This window comes from Polynucleobacter sp. MWH-Braz-FAM2G, assembly GCF_018687635.1.
GTDB lineage: Bacteria > Pseudomonadota > Gammaproteobacteria > Burkholderiales > Burkholderiaceae > Polynucleobacter.
Genome location: NZ_CP061300.1, coordinates 796,320 through 813,539 on the forward strand (window position 1 = coordinate 796,320; position 17,220 = coordinate 813,539).

The following is a 17,220-nucleotide window of genomic DNA, read 5'->3' on the forward strand; positions in this document are numbered from 1 at the left end:
GAATGAGTGATACCCGTATATTTGAAATTTACCGCTACGATCCAGATGTCGATGCAGCTCCACGCATGCAACGTTATGAGTTAGAGCTTACTGGTGAGCGTATGTTGTTGGACGCCTTGATCTCTTTGAAGAAGCAAGACGAAACGATTTCCTATCGTCGTTCATGCCGTGAAGGCGTGTGCGGTTCCGATGCAATGAACATTAACGGTAAAAATGGTTTGGCTTGTTTGACCAATATGTTGACTCTGCCTAAGGTCATCACATTGCGTCCATTGCCTGGCTTGCCAGTCGTGCGCGATTTGATTGTTGATATGACTTTGTTCTTTAAGCAGTATTTGTCTATCAAACCTTATTTGGTAAATGACAATCCACCTCCTGAAAAAGAGCGTCTCCAGAGTCCTGAAGAGCGTGAAGAGTTGAATGGTTTATATGAGTGCATCTTGTGTGCCTCTTGCTCAACTTCATGCCCATCTTTCTGGTGGAATCCTGATAAGTTCGTTGGTCCAGCTGGTTTGTTGCAGGCCTATCGCTTTATTGCTGATAGTCGTGATGAGGAAACCAATTTGCGCTTGGATAACTTAGAGGACCCATACCGCTTGTTCCGTTGCCATACCATTATGAATTGCGTGGACGTATGTCCAAAGCACTTAAATCCAACCAAGGCAATTGGCAAGATTAAGGAGCTAATGGTTCGTAGGGCAGTATGACCCTCGGTAATGCAGAGTTATATCGTTTAAAAAGTGATGCCCGCAGGGGTTTACTAGAGAACGATTTAATTCTGCAGCGTTTCTTTGAGCGCTACGGCTCTCAGTTAAGCGTAGAAGATGGAAAGGTATTAAGCCAGTTATTGGCCTTGGATGACAATGACCTGATGGATTTGTTAATCGGTCGTAAAGATTCTGTGGCAAGTCTGGAGAATGAGATGCAAGAGGACTCTTTTAAAGCGGTTTTACAAAAGCTAAGAGAGAAGTAATTCAGCATATTGGTGCAGTGGCTGTAAAAGCATGTGATCGAATAGTGTATTAATCATAATTTTGAATGACTAAGGATTAGAAATGATTGAATCGGACATCAAAGCAAAACTCTCGTTTTCGGATGGAACACCAGATATTGATCTGCCAATTTACAAAGGGACAGTCGGTCCTGATGTAATTGACATTCGCAAACTCTATGGTCAGACTGGTAAGTTCACTTACGATTCAGGCTTCCTTTCTACTGCGTCATGCAATAGCAAAATCACCTATATTGACGGCGATAAAGGTGAATTGCTCTATCGTGGCTACCCAATTGAAGATTTAGCAAATAACTGTGACTTCTTGGAAGTTTGCTACCTCTTGATCAATGGCGAGTTGCCAAACGCAGCTGAGAAAAAGGATTTTGAAAGCATGGTCATGCACCACACCATGGTTCATGAGCAAATGCAATTCTTCTTACGTGGTTTCCGTCGTGACGCGCACCCCATGTCAGTATTGACCGGTTTGGTTGGCGCGATGGCTGCTTTCTACCACGATGAAATTGATTACAGCGATCCATATGCTCGTGAAGTAGCACAGATTCGCTTGATCGCAAAAATGCCTACATTAGTAGCGATGGCCTATAAGTATTCCGTAGGACAACCATTTATCTATCCAGATAACTCATTGTCATACACCGCAAACTTTATGCGCATGATGTTTGCTACACCATGTGAAGAGTACAAAGTAAATCCAGTATTGGTGCGCGCTTTAGATCGCATTTTCACATTGCATGCTGACCATGAGCAAAATGCTTCCACTTCAACAGTTCGTTTGTGTGGATCCTCTGGTACTAATCCGTTTGCAGCGATCTCTGCTGGTATTGCTTGCCTCTGGGGCCCTGCACACGGTGGCGCTAACGAAGCTTGCTTGCAGATGTTGAATGAAATTCAAGCTCAAGGCGGCGTAGACAAAATTCATGAATTTATTGCGCAAGTAAAAGACAAGAACTCTAGTGTTCGCTTGATGGGCTTTGGCCATCGCGTTTACAAAAACTTTGACCCACGTGCGAAGTTGATGCGTGAAACTTGCTATGAAGTATTGAATGAATTGGGTCTCCAAGATGATCCATTGTTCAAGCTTGCAATGACTCTTGAAAAGATTGCGTTGGAAGATGACTACTTTGTAAGTCGCAAGCTTTATCCAAACGTCGACTTCTATTCAGGCATCGTTCAGCGTGCCTTGGGTATCCCAACAGAAATGTTTACCTGTATTTTTGCTTTGGCAAGAACAGTGGGTTGGATTGCTCAATGGGAAGAAATGATTACTGATCCTGAGTACAAGATTGGACGTCCACGCCAGTTATATGTTGGCGAAACTTCTCGTAAGGTTCCAAACATTACAGTTCGTAAATAAGGTTTTTAAGGTCACTCATGTCTCGTACGCTTTATGACAAATTGTGGGATGACCACGTTGTTTACTCTGAAGAGGATGGCACAGCCACGATTTACATTGATCGTCAGTTGCTTCATGAGGTAACCAGTCCTCAGGCATTTGAAGGTTTAAATCTTGCTGGCCGTCCGGTTTGGCGCGTCTCTGCCAATTTGGCGGTATCTGATCACAACGTTCCCACAACGGATCGTTCTGAAGGTATTACTGATCCAATTTCTAAGTTGCAAGTTGATACCTTGGATCAAAACTGTGATGCGTTTGGTATCACGCAATACAAAATGAACGATACCCGTCAGGGCATTGTTCACGTCATTGGGCCAGAGCAGGGTGCAACTTTGCCTGGTATGACAGTTGTTTGCGGTGATTCACATACTAGTACTCACGGTGCATTTGGTGCCTTGGCATTTGGTATTGGCACTTCTGAGGTAGAACATGTTCTAGCAACTCAAACCTTGCTCATGAAAAAGAGTAAGAACATGTTGGTGCGTGTTGATGGTCGTTTGCAACCTGGGTCTACCGCAAAAGATATCGTGCTTGCAATCATTGGCAAGATTGGTACTGCAGGCGGTACTGGCTATACCATTGAGTTTGCTGGTGAAGCGATTCGCAATCTTTCCATGGAGGGTCGCATGACTCTCTGCAATATGGCGATTGAAGCTGGCGCACGTTCTGGATTAGTTGCGGTTGATGAAACCACCATTGAATATATTCAAGGCCGTCCGTATGCGCCGAAAGGTCCAGCGATGTTGCAAGCTCTGCAATATTGGAGAACCTTGCATTCGGATCCAGATGCAAAATTCGATGCCGTAGTTGAATTACGAGCCGAAGAAATTGCTCCACAAGTAACTTGGGGAACCTCACCAGAAATGGTGCTGGCGATTAGTGAACGTGTTCCTGATCCAGAAAAAGAGCGTGATCCAAACAAGCGTTCAGCAATGGAACGCGCTTTGGAATACATGAACCTCGTACCTAATACACCATTGAGCAGCATCTCGGTAGATAAAGTATTTATTGGCTCTTGCACTAATAGTCGTATTGAAGATATGCGTGCCGCTGCTAAGGTCGTTGACCGCTTAGGCAAGAAGGTTGCAGCTAATGTGAAGTTGGCATTGGTCGTTCCTGGCTCTGGTTTGGTAAAAGCCCAAGCAGAACGTGAGGGCTTAGATCGAATCTTTAAGGCGGCTGGTTTTGAATGGCGTGAGCCTGGTTGCTCTATGTGCTTGGCGATGAATGCCGATCGACTAGAGCCAGGAGAGCGCTGCGCATCAACCTCTAACCGTAACTTTGAGGGACGCCAAGGTAATGGAGGTCGTACCCATTTAGTCAGTCCTGCAATGGCAGCTGCGGCTGCTATTGAAGGTCACTTTGTTGACGTGCGTAAGATTTCATAAAGGTTATCAGCATGAAATTTACTTCCCTGTCTTTGGTTTCTAGAATTGCAATGATTGGCATCGCTGGCGTGATGATTTCTGCCTGCAGCAGCACCATGGAAGGCGTTGGTAAGGATTTGCAAAACATGGGAACGTCTATGGGTGGGTCAAGCAATACACAGCAAAACAATCAATCTCAAACTAAGGGTAAGGATGTCGTCGTTACCCCAGTGAAGTAAATCAATAGAATCAACAGCGAATCATGGAAAAATTTACGGTATACAAAGGCTTAGTTGCTCCGCTTAATCGCGAGAATGTGGATACCGACGCCATCATCCCAAAGCAATTTTTAAAATCCATCAAGAAAACTGGTTTTGGGCAAAATTTATTTGATGAATGGCGTTATCTTGACCATGGCGAACCAGGTCAAGATTGCAGCACTCGTCCGCTGAACCCTGACTTCGTTCTAAATCAGCCGCGTTACAAAGGTGCTGGAATTTTGTTGGCTCGCAAAAATTTTGGCTGTGGCAGCTCTCGTGAGCATGCTCCTTGGGCTTTGGAACAATATGGCTTCAGAGTTGTGATTGCGTCTAGCTTTGCGGACATTTTTTACAACAACTGCTTCAAAAACGGTGTTTTACCCATTGTTTTGACAGAAATGCAGGTTGATCACCTATTTAATGAAACCCAAGCGTTTACTGGTTATCAATTAACAATTGATTTAGAGGCTCAGCAGGTTATTACCCCTGATGGCACAGCTTATAGCTTTGAAGTGGCTCCATTTAGAAAATATTGCCTACTTAATGGCTTAGACGATATTGGCTTAACTCTGCAACATGCAGATAAAATTAAGGCTTATGAAGCCGAGCGCATTTTGAAAATGCCTTGGCTTGCGACACAATTGCCATAATTTTGTTGATTTAAAGGCCTTTTCATGAAAATTGCAGTTCTACCGGGCGATGGTATCGGCCCGGAAATCGTTGCTCAAGCCGTTCGCGTTCTCCAGGCGCTTGGTCCTAAGTTTGATTTAGAGGAGGCTCCAGTTGGCGGTGCTGCGTACGATATCGCAGGTCATCCTCTGCCACCTGCAACTCTAGAATTGGCTAAAAAGGCCGATGCCATTTTATTTGGCTCTGTAGGTGATTGGAAATACGATACGCTTGCACGCGAACTTCGCCCAGAACAAGCGATTTTAGGTCTGCGTAAACATCTAGAGTTGTTTGCCAACTTTAGACCAGCGATTTGTTATCCAGAACTCACTGCAGCATCCAGCCTAAAGCCTGAAATTATTGGCGGCTTAGATATTTTGATTGTGCGTGAACTAAATGGCGATATATATTTTGGCCAGCCACGCGGTACTCGTTCTTCTGAGTTGCCTTCTTTCAAAGGTGCTCGGGAGTGTTTTGACACCATGCACTACAGCGAACCAGAAGTTGAGCGTATTGGCCATGTTGCTTTTGAAGCGGCTCGCAAGCGTGGCAAGAAAGTATGCAGCGTGGACAAAGCCAACGTTCTAGAAACTTCACAGCTTTGGCGTGAAGTGATGATTCGGGTTGCTAAAGACTACCCAGACGTAGAGCTTTCTCATATGTATGTGGATAACGCAGCAATGCAATTAGTTAAAGCGCCAAAGGCTTTTGATGTTGTCGTAACTGGCAATTTGTTTGGTGACATTTTGTCAGATGAAGCAGCTATGCTCACCGGCTCTATTGGAATGTTGCCATCAGCCTCTTTGGATAAGAACAATAAAGGCCTGTACGAACCGAGTCATGGCTCGGCACCTGATATTGCAGGTAAGGGCATCGCTAATCCATTGGCAACTATCTTGTCTGCTGCAATGATGTTACGTTATTCCTTAGGAATGCCTGCGGAAGCGGATCGCATTGAAAAAGCAGTGCAAAAGGTATTGGCGCAAGGTCTTCGCACTGCTGATATTTATACCGATGGCACGCAAAAAGTTTCCACGGTGCAAATGGGTGATGCTGTAGTGGCAGCACTTGCGTAACTTAAAAAAAGAAGTCCAATATTCATTCTCCTTAAAGAAGTCAAATTAATAAATAGTTGATCATCATGGCAAATACAAAAACACCTTTAGTTGGTTTAGTCGGTTGGCGCGGTATGGTCGGTAGCGTTCTCATGGAGAGAATGCTTGCTGAGAAAGATTTCGATTTAATCGAACCCGTATTTTTCAGTACTAGTCAGGCTGGCGGCGAAGTGCCTTTACTCAATGGACAAAAAGTAACCAAGAGCGAATCCACATTGCAAGATGCCAATGACATCAAGGCGCTGTCTCGTTGCGACATTATTTTGACTTGCCAGGGCGGGGACTATACAAACGACATATTTCCTAAGCTGCGTGCAGCAGGTTGGAATGGTCATTGGATTGATGCGGCCAGTGCACTGCGCATGAAAGATGACGCGGTATTGGTCTTAGATCCAGTTAATCGTCCAGTGATTGATAAAGCACTAGCTGCAGGTGGAAAAAACTGGATCGGCGCCAATTGCACTGTGAGCTTGATGATGATGGCTATGGGTGGCTTAGTGAAGGCAGACATGGTTGAGTGGATTAGCGCCATGACTTACCAAGCAGCCTCGGGTGCCGGCGCTCAGAATATGCGTGAATTGCTTCTCCAGATGGGAGCTTTGCGTGATAGCGTCGCTAGCGAATTGGCAGACCCTTCTTCATGGATTTTGGATATTGATCGTAAAGTTACTGAAACGCTTCGCTCAGCTGATTTCCCGAAAAAGAATTTCCGCAATACTGCTTTGGCCGGTAGCTTAATTCCATGGATTGATGTTCCTGTTGAGAGTGGTCAAACAAAAGAAGAGTGGAAGGGTGGCGCTGAGTTCAACAAGATCTTGGGTCGTCCAGCGTTCCGTTCAGCAGGGAGTATCCCAATCGATGGATTATGCGTGCGAGTTGGCGCAATGCGCTGTCATTCACAAGGTTTAACAGTGAAGCTCAAAAAAGATATTCCATTAAAAGAGATTGAGGCGATTTTGGCTGCCGATAATCAATGGGTCAAAGTAGTTCCTAATGACCGTGAGACTACAGAGCGTGATTTATCGCCTGCGGCAATTAGCGGTACATTGACTGTACCTATTGGACGTCTGCACAAACTGGCGATGGGGCCTGAGTACTTAGGCGCATTTACAGTTGGCGATCAATTGCTGTGGGGTGCTGCTGAGCCCTTGCGGCGTATGCTGCGCATTCTACTTGAAAAGTAATTTATCCCTTATGTTTTGTAATTACCGGCTAGGTTTGATAAAGCTGCTTAGCTTTGTTTTGCTTGGCTGGTCAACTTTTGCTGGCGCACTTACTTTGGGTGCACCACAACTTCAGTCGCGCTCGGGCGAGCCACTGCGTGTGGAGATTCCTATTCGATTAAGTGCGGATGAGCAAGGCGCCTTATCGAGTCTTACTGTCAAGATCCCAAATAAAGCAAGCTATGAACGCTTGGGTATTTCCTCAAAAATATTGGATCTAAATCCTCAGGCAATGGTGTATCGAAACCGCCAAGAAAAGTTAATGGTTTTGGTAGAGACAGTTAATTCTGTTCCGATTACTGATGATCCATTTTTAGATATTTTGGTCAATCTGAATTGGTCTAGTGGCAGCCTAACGAAAACATTTACCCTTTTGCTGGGCGATGTGCAAAAAGTGACTGTCAAACCAGGTCAAACTTTGTCAGAGATTGCTGCTGTTATGGCACCTCAGTTGGATGGAGCCACATTAGATCAAACAATGATGGCTTTATATAAAGCCAATCCTGATGCTTTTGCCAGTGGCAGCATTAATCGTTTAGCTGCGGGTGCGGAATTAAATAAACCCAGTCAAGCACTCTTACGTTCTATTAGTCCTATAGAGGCAAATCAGTTTGTTGCAGAGGCAAATGAGCAATGGCGTCAAGAGCATGCTGATGCAGATGTCGGGTCTGGTGGCGCTAAGACGGGCAATGCTAAGTCTGGTGATATCGCAGCAAAGGATCGCCTGAAGATTGGCTCTAGCGCTGACGGTAATGAGCAGGAGCGTCGTTACACAGAAGAGTTGGTTGCCCAAGAGAAGATGTTGGAGCAAACCAAAGCACGCGTCGCTGAACTAGAAAAGAATATTGCTGATTTGCAAAGACTCTTGGATAAGTCCAAAGAGAAAAAAGCGGTAGATAGTAACTTTGGTTTGGGTGGCTTTGGCCCGGCAATTTTGGCAATCGCTCTAATTGCTTTAACAGGCTTGTTATTGTGGGGCTTAGCTCGCAATGCGCGACGCTCAGAAGTTGCCAACTTTGCTACATCAATTCAATCTGACTCAAGAGGTCAACACGCTCCTCAAAGTGACAAGCCTGCGGCTGGATCTCATTTTGAAATGCCTGCACGCGCCAAAGCGTTGTTTGAAGGGATTGATCTTGATCTTTCAAAACCCGTTAAAGAGCCTGCATCAAATCCGCTAGCTGATACTCTGCGCGTAAAGCTAAATTTAGCACGTGCATATATCACCATTGAAGACTTTTCTGCAGCTAAAAAGTCAATTGAAGAAGTGCTTCATGTGAGCAATTCTGTTGATCCTGCAATTACGATTGAAGCGCAGAGCTTGTTGGCGGAAATCACGCATCGCAATACCTAACTATATGCGTATAGCCCTTGGTCTCCAGTACGATGGCAGTCCTTATTCAGGCTGGCAAACTCAGGTAAATCACAATACGGTACAGGATGAATTAGAAAAGGCCATTTCTGCCTTTGTTGGTGAACAGGCCTGTGCCGAACTCCCCATCCATACCATTACTGCAGGCAGAACTGATGCTGGAGTGCATGCGTTGGGTCAGGTGATTCACTTTGATACCAATGTGGAGCGTGAAGACTTTTCTTGGGTGAGAGGGGTGAACTCATTTCTGCCTGAGTCTATTGTGGTCAATTGGGCAAAACCGGTTACTGATGATTTCAGTGCGCGCTTCTCGGCTTACGAACGTGAATATATTTATGCGCTACAGGCAGGTCCTTGTCGTTCGCCAATGTCACATTCGCGCGCGGGTTATTTGATGTTGCCGCCAAATCAATGGCTAGATATTGAGGCCATGAAACAATCAGCTGAATGTTTGATTGGAGAGCATGATTTCAGCTCATTTCGCTCATCAGAGTGCCAAAGTAAAACTCCAGTAAAAACGATTTACTCCATTGAGATTATTGCTGAGCAACCATGGCTGTATTTCAGAATCCGAGGCAATGCTTTTTTGCATCACATGATTCGCAATCTTGTTGGATGCTTTTTACAGATCGGTCAGGGTAGACAAAGGCCTGAGTGGATGGCTGAAGTATTGGCCGCAAAGAATAGGCAAATTGCAGCTCCGACGTTTATGGCTGATGGTCTATATTTAGCCAAAATTCAATATCCTGAAGAATTTGCTATTCCAGCGCCATGGCTTGAAAACTCTTGGTTACCACCTCAGGTCATTGGGAAGCAAAAGCAAGAACACAAGAAATCCTAGGCTCAAGGCCTTATTATTCATTTATGGGCTTACTGACATACTCTCCGGGTCGAACTAGGGTCAAAATCTGCGGTTTGAGGACGTCTGCTGACATCGATTCGGCAGTTTCTGCTGGGGTAGATGCTGTTGGCTTTGTTTTTTATCCCCCCAGCGTGCGGGCTGTAACCCCCAATATTGCCGCACAGCTTATTTCTAGGCTTCCTGTAGGGGTTGATGCCGTTGGGTTGGTTGTAAACGCCTCAGATGAGCAATTTGCGGCAATTAGGGGTGCAGCCTCGATTACTTTATGGCAATTTCATGGCGACGAGACTCCAGAGCGCTGTGCCGAGCTTGCCGCAGGCGATCCTTGGATGAAAGCCGCTAGGGTGGGGGAGGGGTTCGCTTTTGGTGATTTTTCCCTACAATATGGTCATGCAAACGCTTTTCTGCTTGATGCCCTTGTTGAGGGATATGGCGGCGGAGGCGTTCCTTTTGATTGGCAAGGAATTCCACAGACATGGGTAAGCGAAAACGCGCCTCGGGTCGTTTTGAGTGGTGGGTTGAACACGCACAACGTGGGCGAGGCGATTGCACGCCTGCATCCTTGCGCGGTTGACGTCAGTAGTGGCGTAGAAAGCAGCAGGGGTGTCAAAGATCCTGCGCTCATGGCTCAATTTGTTCAGGCGGTGCGCGCAGCAGATGTGAAATCATCATCCCAATAATTTGCTGTAACTAAATCAAAAGAGGTAGCCATGTACGACAAGCCAGATGCACGAGGACACTTTGGTCCCTATGGTGGCGTGTTTGTGTCTGAGACATTGATGTATGCGCTTGATGAGCTCAAAGAAGCCTACGCAAAATATCAACACGACCCAGAATTTATTGAAGAGTTTCATTACGAACTAAAACATTTTGTTGGTAGACCATCGCCTGTCTATCATGCAAAGCGTTGGAGTGAAACGCTTGGTGGTGCGCAGATTTATCTCAAGCGTGAGGATTTAAATCACACTGGCGCCCACAAGATTAATAACGTCATTGGTCAAGCGATGTTGGCTAAGCGTATGGGCAAGCCCCGCATCATTGCTGAAACTGGCGCAGGGCAACACGGTGTTGCCACAGCGACGATCTGCGCTCGTTTTGGTTTGGATTGCACTGTGTACCAAGGCTCTGTAGACGTTGCTCGTCAAGCGCAAAACGTATTTCGTATGAAACTGCTTGGCGCAAAAGTAGTTCCTGTTGAGTCTGGTACTAAGACTTTAAAAGATGCGCTCAATGAAGCAATGCGCGATTGGGTAACCAACGTAGACAATACTTTCTACATCATTGGTACTGTTGCAGGTCCACATCCTTACCCAATGATGGTGCGTGATTTTCAAAGCGTAATTGGTGAAGAGTGCAAAGTGCAAATGCCAGAAATGACCGGTCGTCAACCTGATTTTGTACTTGCTTGTGTTGGTGGTGGATCTAATGCAATGGGTATTTTTTATCCCTATATTGATTTACCTGAAGTTAAGCTTGTTGGTGTAGAGGCCGCAGGCCATGGTTTGGGAAGTGGTTTGCATTCTGCTGCCTTATGCGTAGGTAGGCCTGGTGTGTTGCACGGTAACCGCACGTACTTGTTACAAGATGAGAATGGTCAGATCTCTGAGACTCACTCGGTTTCTGCTGGCATGGATTACCCAGGTGTTGGTCCAGAGCATGCTTGGTTAAAAGATTCAGGTCGCGCAGACTACGTCGCCATTACCGATGAGGAGGCATTGCAAGCATTTCATGATTGCTGTCGCATTGAGGGTATTATTCCTGCCCTCGAATCTTCACATGCCATTGCCTATGCGTGCAAGCTAGCTAAGACCTTGCCAAAAGACAAGACGATTTTGGTAAACCTCTCTGGTCGCGGTGACAAAGATATGCATACCGTTGCTCAGGCAACTGGTTCAGAAGGTTAATGAAGGTAGCAATAAAAATAAAACAGAAATAAGAATAAGCAAGAATAGAAAATAAGAATTAGCTATGTCAAAAATTACCGCTCTATTTAAAGAGTTAAAAGCCTCTGGTAAAAAAGGATTGATTCCTTTTATTACCGCAGGGGATCCAGATCCAAAACTGACAGTTGAATTGATGCATGCATTGGTGCGTGGTGGTTCTAGCGTAATCGAATTGGGCGTGCCATTTTCTGATCCGATGGCAGATGGTCCTGTGATTCAACGATCCTCTGAGCGCGCCTTAACTCAGGGTGTGACCTTGCATGGCTGTTTAGAGATGGTTAAGGAGTTTCGTAAAAAAGATGCTCATACTCCAGTTGTTCTAATGGGATACGCAAATCCCGTTGAGCAAATGGGGGCAGAGCGATTTGCTACGGAGGCGAAAGCTGCTGGTGTTGATGGTGTTTTGGTGGTTGACTATCCCCCAGAGGAGTGTGTGGATTTTGCAGCTCGTATGCGTGTTGCTGGAATTGACCCCATTTTCTTGCTGGCACCCACGTCATCTCATGAACGTATTAAAGAGGCTGCCAAAATAGCTTCTGGTTATATTTATTACGTCTCGATGCGCGGGGTTACAGGAGCATCCCACCTCAATACCCAAGATGTGGCAAGCATCATCCCAAAAATCCGCGAAGAGACCGATATTCCGATCGCAGTGGGCTTCGGTATTAGCGATGCCGCAAGCGCTAAGGCGGTCTCGGCGAGCGCTGATGCTGTGGTAATTGGCAGTCGCATTATTCGTCTTTTGGAGGATGCACCCCCAGGGCAGGCAGTACAATCACTAGAAACCTTCATTCGCGAAATTCGCGAGGCATTGGATAGCTAAAACTGATGAGCTGGATAGATAAATTACTCCCTCCCCAAATTCAACATACTGATCCTGCAAATCGCAAATCAGTTCCAGAGGGGTTATGGGTTAAATGCCCAGGTTGTGAAACGGTTCTTTACAGCACGGATATCGAAGCCAATTTATCGGTTTGCCCCAAATGCAGTCATCATATGCGCATCGGTGCGCGTCTTCGTTTGGATAGCTTGTTGGATGAAAAAGGTCGTTACGAGATTGGTGCAGATATCTATCCAACGGATCCATTGAAATTTAAGGACTCTAAGAAGTACCCAGACCGTATTAAAGAGGCAAATGATGCCTCTGGTGAATCCGAAGCCTTAATTGTGATGGGTGGCAAGATTGAAACGATACCTGTAGTTGCCGCTTGTTTCGAGTTTCAGTACATGGGCGGTTCAATGGGTTCTGTTGTGGGTGAGCGTTTTGCTCGTGGCGTTCAAGAAGCGATTGATAAGAAGTGCGCATTCATATGTGTAACTGCTACTGGTGGCGCACGTATGCAAGAGAGCTTGCTATCACTATTTCAGATGGCCAAAACAAATTCGATGTTGACCTTACTCTCAAAAAAAGGTTTGCCTTACATTAGCGTTCTCACCGATCCAACTATGGGCGGCATCTCTGCTAGCTTTGCCTTTATGGGTGATGTAGTCATGGCAGAGCCAAAAGCCTTAATTGGTTTTGCTGGTCCTCGTGTTATTGAGCAAACTGTACGTGAGAAGTTGCCTGAAGGTTTTCAGCGGTCTGAATTCTTAATGCAAAAGGGCGGCATTGACATGATTGTTGATCGTCGTCAAATGCGTGGTGAAATTGCCCGTTTGCTTGCTTTATTGCAAAAGCTTCCTGAACCTGCGATAGCGGGTAGCTCAGCTCTCTAAGCGCTTGAGCTCAGCACACCAAGCCCCTATATTATTTCTCAGCCTAGAGGCTTGGCTTAGCCATCTTGAAACTGCCCACCCTGTCGGGATCGATATGGGTCTTGAGCGAATTAATCGGGTAAAAGCTGCCCTAGATCTTCATTTTGATTGCCCAGTCATTACCGTTGCTGGCACAAATGGTAAAGGTTCAACTTGCGCTTTTTTAGAAAGCATTCTGTTGGCTTCGGGTTATCGGGTCGGTTGTCATACATCTCCGCATTTACTCAAATTTAATGAGCGCGCTCGTATTAATGGCGAAGATGTCAATGACAACTTATTACTTGAACACTTTGCGGCTGTTGAAAAAGCGCGCGTCAGTTTGGTTGATGCACCTACATTAACTTATTTTGAATTCACCACCTTGGCGATCATGCATTTGTTTGCTAAATCCAATTTAGATGCGGTTATCTTGGAGGTTGGAATGGGTGGACGTTTAGACGCGGTCAATATTGTGGATGCTGACTGCGCTATCGTGACTAGTATTGATATCGATCATGCTGATTTCTTGGGAGGAACCAGAGAGGCTATTGGCCTTGAAAAAGCGGGCATTTTTCGTCCAGGACACATTGCGGTATGTGGCGATCCTGTGCCACCCCAGTCATTAATCGATTACGCCGAGAAGTTAGGATGTGATCTTTGGTTGCAAGGACGTGACTACAATTTTCAGGGTGACAAACAGCAATGGGGATGGGCGGGGCGTAAAAAACGTTTTAGTGGTCTTGGCTACCCGGCATTACGGGGCGCCAACCAAATCCTGAATGCATCTGCTGTAGTGGCTGCATTAATGGCTCTTCATCAGCGTCTGCCTGTAAGCGCCCAAGATATTCGGAATGGTTTTGCTCTAGTTGAGTTGCCTGGCCGGTTTCAGGTCTTACCAGGTCAGCCAACAGTTGTCTTGGATGTTGCTCACAACCCCCATGCGGCTGCAACATTGGCGCAGGGTCTCGATAAGATGGGTTATCACCCCTATACCTATGCCATTTTTGGTGCGATGACCGATAAGGATATTGAGGGGGTCATTAAACCCCTTCTCAATATTGTTGATTTCTGGTTTTGCACCGATTTACCCACTTCAAGAGCTGCGAGCGCTAAGGATTTAGCAGAGAAGCTTGAATCCATGGGGGTTAAGCCAAAAAACGGGGCAGATGGTGGTATTGAATGCTTCCCAGATCCTGCTGCAGCGTATCAAAAAGCCCTTTCAAAGGCAGGTGAGGGTGATAGAATTGTGACCTTCGGATCCTTCTATACCGTTGCAGGCGTAATGACTTACCGAAACAACCAGGCCCACTGATCCATGATTCGTTTACCGAGCTTTTTTAAGCGAAAAACCCAGTCTGATGACCTTGAATTAGGTTCAAGGGGTAACCGCACCGTCAAACGAGTTGCCCCAAGAAGCTTGCAACGTTCTATTGAGGCTGAAGAGCTAGCGCTAACCGAGGATCCAGAGCAACAAAGGGCGCGTCACCGTCTTATCGGTGCGGCCGTTCTAGTCCTAATTGCCGTAATCGGTTTACCCCGTATTTTGGATAGCAAGCCAAAATCATCTCCAAACGATATTGCTATCAATATTGTGACTAGCTTGCCAATGCCAGGCGCAGAATCTAAGCCTGATGCCAAGACGGAAGTTAAATCTGAAGCAAAACCAAAAACAGATGCTGTCGTGGAAGCTCCTAAGGCAGTAGTGCCTGCCCCCGAAGTAAAGGCTGATGCGAAGCCAGAGCCAAAACTAGAGTCTAAGCCATCAGCGCCTACTGTTAGTAAGTCAGCTACATTAGGTCTAGCAGCAGGTGAAGAGGTGGTTGCAAGCGCCAATACCAAGCCAAAAGTTGATGATGCATCTAAGGCCGTTACACCCAATAATTCAGCTACAAGTAATGCTTCCGCAAGTGGCACAGGCAAGTATGTCATTCAGATTGGTGCATTTGCATCCGAAGAGCGCGCTAAAGGTTGGGTCGCAAAGCTAAAGGATCAAAAGATACCTTATTACACTTCAACTAAGACTGGTGCGGATGGAGTGAAGTTGTATTTGCTGCGAGCGGGTCCATATACCGATAAAGACCTCGCAGATGCAGCAGAAAAGAAAATAAAGGCGATGGGTCTTTCGCCCAAAGTAATCGAGTCTGGTAAGCAGTAATGGAATACTTATCCACCCTCAAGCTAACATCGGTGGATTATTTCACCCTAGTTGTACTCTTGATTTCTGCTTTAGTTGGCATCTCAAGGGGATTGTTTAAAGAGTTGCTGGCCTTAGTGTCTTGGTTTGCGGCTTCTTGGGTCGCTTACCATTACAGTAATTACTTATCTACTGAATGGCTCTCTACGTTTCATCTTGATGAAATGCTTAGCTTAGGCGCTAGCTTCATCATTCTATTTATATTGACTCTGATTATCTGTGGCCTAGTTGGCGGAGTGGTGCAAAAAATTATTTCCTCAGTGGGATTAAGTTTGGCTGATCGTTTCTTGGGTTTAACGTTTGGTTTAGTTCGCGGCGCCTTGATTGTTGTTGTGTTTGCAACTCTGGCCGTGCTCACCCCCATTCCTCAAAGTATGGCTTGGCAAAATGCAATTACGAGACCGGCTATCGATATGGCAACAGGCTTGATTAAAAGTTGGCTTCCTGCCGATTGGGCTAAACAGTTGACTGATGCATTACCAAAAGTTACCCCAACCATTAGTCCTAAAATAACAATAGGAATCTAGAGATATGTGTGGCGTTGTCGGAACAATTTCTCATACACCAGTAAACCAACTGCTTTATGACGCTTTGTTGCTCTTGCAACATCGCGGACAGGATGCTGCTGGCATTGCGACTATGAATGGCAATTCATTCACGATGCATAAAGCCAATGGCTTGGTTAGGGATGTATTCAGAACGCGTAATATGCGCAGTTTGGTTGGTAATGCAGGTATTGGTCAGGTACGCTATCCAACAGCTGGATCGGCCAGTAGCGAAGAAGAGGCGCAACCGTTTTATGTAAGCGCCCCTTACGGAATTATTCTGGCGCATAACGGCAATTTAACAAATGCGCCCAGCTTGCGCGTAGAGATGGCCTATCGTGATCGTCGGCATATCAATACTAGTTCTGATACTGAAGTTTTATTAAACGTACTAGCCGACGAGTTACAAAAAGAAACCAATAGCGCTGCCTTGGATGAAGGGGCAATGTTTAATGCAGTCACTGGTGTAGCAGGTCGCGTCAAAGGTTCTTATGCAGTGGTCTCACTGATTGCTGGTTATGGTTTATTGGCTTTCCGTGATCCATTTGGTATTCGTCCGTTATGTATAGGTCGTATCGATACACCTCAAGGCCCTGAGTGGATGATTGCTTCTGAATCTGTGGCGCTAGAAGGCCTTGGATTTACATTTGTTCGCGATGTTCATCCTGGTGAAGCAATTTACATTGACTTGGATGGCAATTTTTATTCACGTCAGTGCGTACCAAATGCTGTTCTCACGCCTTGTATTTTTGAATATGTTTATATGGCAAGGCCAGACTCTACGATTGATGGAGTGACTGTCTATAACGTCCGCATGCGAATGGGTGATTATTTGGCTGAGAAGATTCGCAAAGAAACAAACGTAGCGGAGATAGACGTAGTGATGCCTATTCCGGACTCTAGTCGACCTGCGGCAATGCAGGTGGCAAAGAACTTAGGCGTTGACTATCGCGAAGGTTTCTTTAAGAACCGTTATATTGGTCGCACCTTCATCATGCCAGGACAGGCTGTGCGCAAGAAGTCCGTTCGCCAGAAATTAAATGCGATGCGCATTGAATTTAAAGATAAGACTGTATTGATTGTGGATGACTCGATTGTTCGTGGAACCACTTCTTTCGAGATTGTGCAGATGGCTCGCGAATCTGGTGCTAAAAAAGTGATCTTCGCATCTGCGGCGCCTCCAGTTCGTTTCCCGAATGTTTACGGTATCGATATGCCTACTCGTAGCGAATTGGTGGCCTATGGTCGCACCGATGAAGAAATCAATAAGATGATCGGCGCAGATCAATTGATCTACCAAAGCGTTGAAGACATGAAGCAAGCGGTGAGGGACATTAATCCGGATATTCAGAATTTTGAAGCCTCTTGCTTTGATGGCAACTATATTACGGGTGATATTACCGAGTCCTATTTGGATGCATTAGAAGCTTCCAGAAATACCTCAGCAGCGAAGGCGGATCGCCAAAAGGATTCCAGTGACTTTGCTCGTTCGCAACTCCATTTGCACTTGGCAACCGAAGACTAAAAA

At 45.8% G+C, this 17,220-nt stretch carries 18 protein-coding genes; all 18 read left to right on the forward strand.

Annotation, left to right across the window (positions count from 1 at the left end):
- The first annotated feature begins 2 nt into the window (after positions 1-2).
- Positions 3-707: a succinate dehydrogenase iron-sulfur subunit gene (locus FD973_RS04160; RefSeq protein WP_215324364.1), complete on the forward strand. Its 705-nt coding sequence runs from the start codon at positions 3-5 to the stop codon at positions 705-707.
- Positions 704-973 carry a succinate dehydrogenase assembly factor 2 gene (locus FD973_RS04165; RefSeq protein ID WP_215324365.1) on the forward strand — a complete coding sequence of 90 codons (270 nt, stop codon included), beginning with the start codon at positions 704-706 and terminating at the stop codon, positions 971-973. Before FD973_RS04160 ends, FD973_RS04165 begins: the two co-directional genes overlap by 4 nt.
- Positions 974-1,055: 82 nt before the next feature.
- Positions 1,056-2,369 (forward strand): citrate synthase, encoded by a 1,314-nt coding sequence (gltA, locus tag FD973_RS04170; protein WP_215324366.1) that lies wholly within the window; start codon positions 1,056-1,058, stop codon positions 2,367-2,369.
- Positions 2,370-2,386: 17 nt separating this feature from the next.
- Positions 2,387-3,796 (forward strand): 3-isopropylmalate dehydratase large subunit, encoded by a 1,410-nt coding sequence (gene leuC / locus FD973_RS04175; protein ID WP_215324367.1) that lies wholly within the window; start codon positions 2,387-2,389, stop codon positions 3,794-3,796.
- An 11-nt stretch (positions 3,797-3,807) separates the two neighbouring features.
- Entirely contained in the window at positions 3,808-4,014 is a 207-nt protein-coding gene (locus tag FD973_RS04180; protein WP_215324368.1) for a hypothetical protein, read from the forward strand.
- 23 nt (positions 4,015-4,037) lie between these two features.
- A complete protein-coding gene (gene leuD, locus FD973_RS04185) occupies positions 4,038-4,685 on the forward strand; it encodes a 3-isopropylmalate dehydratase small subunit (RefSeq protein WP_215324369.1) in 648 nt (215 codons plus the stop codon).
- Between the two features lie 24 nt (positions 4,686-4,709).
- Positions 4,710-5,780 carry a 3-isopropylmalate dehydrogenase gene (gene leuB / locus FD973_RS04190; RefSeq protein ID WP_215324370.1) on the forward strand — a complete coding sequence of 357 codons (1,071 nt, stop codon included), beginning with the start codon at positions 4,710-4,712 and terminating at the stop codon, positions 5,778-5,780.
- Positions 5,781-5,845: 65 nt separating this feature from the next.
- Positions 5,846-7,003 (forward strand): aspartate-semialdehyde dehydrogenase, encoded by a 1,158-nt coding sequence (gene asd, locus FD973_RS04195; protein WP_215324371.1) that lies wholly within the window; start codon positions 5,846-5,848, stop codon positions 7,001-7,003.
- A 34-nt stretch (positions 7,004-7,037) separates the two neighbouring features.
- On the forward strand, positions 7,038-8,396 hold the full coding sequence (locus FD973_RS04200; protein WP_251368838.1) for a FimV/HubP family polar landmark protein: 1,359 nt from the start codon (positions 7,038-7,040) through the stop codon (positions 8,394-8,396).
- A 4-nt stretch (positions 8,397-8,400) separates the two neighbouring features.
- Complete coding sequence (gene truA, locus FD973_RS04205; RefSeq protein WP_215324373.1) at positions 8,401-9,255, forward strand: tRNA pseudouridine(38-40) synthase TruA; 855 nt, start codon at positions 8,401-8,403, stop codon at positions 9,253-9,255.
- Between the two features lie 23 nt (positions 9,256-9,278).
- Positions 9,279-9,956 (forward strand): phosphoribosylanthranilate isomerase, encoded by a 678-nt coding sequence (locus FD973_RS04210; protein ID WP_215324374.1) that lies wholly within the window; start codon positions 9,279-9,281, stop codon positions 9,954-9,956.
- 30 nt (positions 9,957-9,986) lie between these two features.
- Complete coding sequence (gene trpB, locus FD973_RS04215) at positions 9,987-11,180, forward strand: tryptophan synthase subunit beta (RefSeq protein WP_215324375.1); 1,194 nt, start codon at positions 9,987-9,989, stop codon at positions 11,178-11,180.
- A gap of 64 nt (positions 11,181-11,244) precedes the next feature.
- Complete coding sequence (trpA, locus tag FD973_RS04220) at positions 11,245-12,042, forward strand: tryptophan synthase subunit alpha (protein ID WP_215324376.1); 798 nt, start codon at positions 11,245-11,247, stop codon at positions 12,040-12,042.
- Between the two features lie 5 nt (positions 12,043-12,047).
- A complete protein-coding gene (gene accD / locus FD973_RS04225) occupies positions 12,048-12,935 on the forward strand; it encodes an acetyl-CoA carboxylase, carboxyltransferase subunit beta (RefSeq protein ID WP_215324377.1) in 888 nt (295 codons plus the stop codon).
- 4 nt (positions 12,936-12,939) lie between these two features.
- Positions 12,940-14,265 carry a bifunctional tetrahydrofolate synthase/dihydrofolate synthase gene (gene folC / locus FD973_RS04230; RefSeq protein WP_215324378.1) on the forward strand — a complete coding sequence of 442 codons (1,326 nt, stop codon included), beginning with the start codon at positions 12,940-12,942 and terminating at the stop codon, positions 14,263-14,265.
- A gap of 3 nt (positions 14,266-14,268) precedes the next feature.
- Positions 14,269-15,108, forward strand: a complete 840-nt coding sequence (locus FD973_RS04235; RefSeq protein ID WP_215324379.1) for an SPOR domain-containing protein — start codon at positions 14,269-14,271, stop codon at positions 15,106-15,108.
- Entirely contained in the window at positions 15,108-15,674 is a 567-nt protein-coding gene (locus tag FD973_RS04240) for a CvpA family protein (RefSeq protein ID WP_215324380.1), read from the forward strand. The genes FD973_RS04235 and FD973_RS04240 overlap by 1 nt, the downstream gene beginning before the upstream one ends.
- A gap of 4 nt (positions 15,675-15,678) precedes the next feature.
- Positions 15,679-17,217 (forward strand): amidophosphoribosyltransferase, encoded by a 1,539-nt coding sequence (gene purF, locus FD973_RS04245; RefSeq protein WP_215324381.1) that lies wholly within the window; start codon positions 15,679-15,681, stop codon positions 17,215-17,217.
- Positions 17,218-17,220 lie beyond the last annotated feature (3 nt).

Excerpts from the sequence above, each read along its gene's own strand:
- FD973_RS04160 (WP_215324364.1), top strand. The coding sequence starts at position 3 with ATGAGTGATACCCGTATATTTGAAATTTACCGCTACGATCCAGATGTC.
- FD973_RS04165 (WP_215324365.1), top strand. The coding sequence starts at position 704 with ATGACCCTCGGTAATGCAGAGTTATATCGTTTAAAAAGTGATGCCCGC.
- gltA (WP_215324366.1), top strand. The coding sequence starts at position 1,056 with ATGATTGAATCGGACATCAAAGCAAAACTCTCGTTTTCGGATGGAACA.
- leuC (WP_215324367.1), top strand. The coding sequence starts at position 2,387 with ATGTCTCGTACGCTTTATGACAAATTGTGGGATGACCACGTTGTTTAC.
- FD973_RS04180 (WP_215324368.1), top strand. The coding sequence starts at position 3,808 with ATGAAATTTACTTCCCTGTCTTTGGTTTCTAGAATTGCAATGATTGGC.
- leuD (WP_215324369.1), top strand. The coding sequence starts at position 4,038 with ATGGAAAAATTTACGGTATACAAAGGCTTAGTTGCTCCGCTTAATCGC.
- leuB (WP_215324370.1), top strand. The coding sequence starts at position 4,710 with ATGAAAATTGCAGTTCTACCGGGCGATGGTATCGGCCCGGAAATCGTT.
- asd (WP_215324371.1), top strand. The coding sequence starts at position 5,846 with ATGGCAAATACAAAAACACCTTTAGTTGGTTTAGTCGGTTGGCGCGGT.
- truA (WP_215324373.1), top strand. The coding sequence starts at position 8,401 with ATGCGTATAGCCCTTGGTCTCCAGTACGATGGCAGTCCTTATTCAGGC.
- FD973_RS04210 (WP_215324374.1), top strand. The coding sequence starts at position 9,279 with ATGGGCTTACTGACATACTCTCCGGGTCGAACTAGGGTCAAAATCTGC.
- trpB (WP_215324375.1), top strand. The coding sequence starts at position 9,987 with ATGTACGACAAGCCAGATGCACGAGGACACTTTGGTCCCTATGGTGGC.
- trpA (WP_215324376.1), top strand. The coding sequence starts at position 11,245 with ATGTCAAAAATTACCGCTCTATTTAAAGAGTTAAAAGCCTCTGGTAAA.
- accD (WP_215324377.1), top strand. The coding sequence starts at position 12,048 with ATGAGCTGGATAGATAAATTACTCCCTCCCCAAATTCAACATACTGAT.
- FD973_RS04235 (WP_215324379.1), top strand. The coding sequence starts at position 14,269 with ATGATTCGTTTACCGAGCTTTTTTAAGCGAAAAACCCAGTCTGATGAC.
- FD973_RS04240 (WP_215324380.1), top strand. The coding sequence starts at position 15,108 with ATGGAATACTTATCCACCCTCAAGCTAACATCGGTGGATTATTTCACC.
- purF (WP_215324381.1), top strand. The coding sequence starts at position 15,679 with ATGTGTGGCGTTGTCGGAACAATTTCTCATACACCAGTAAACCAACTG.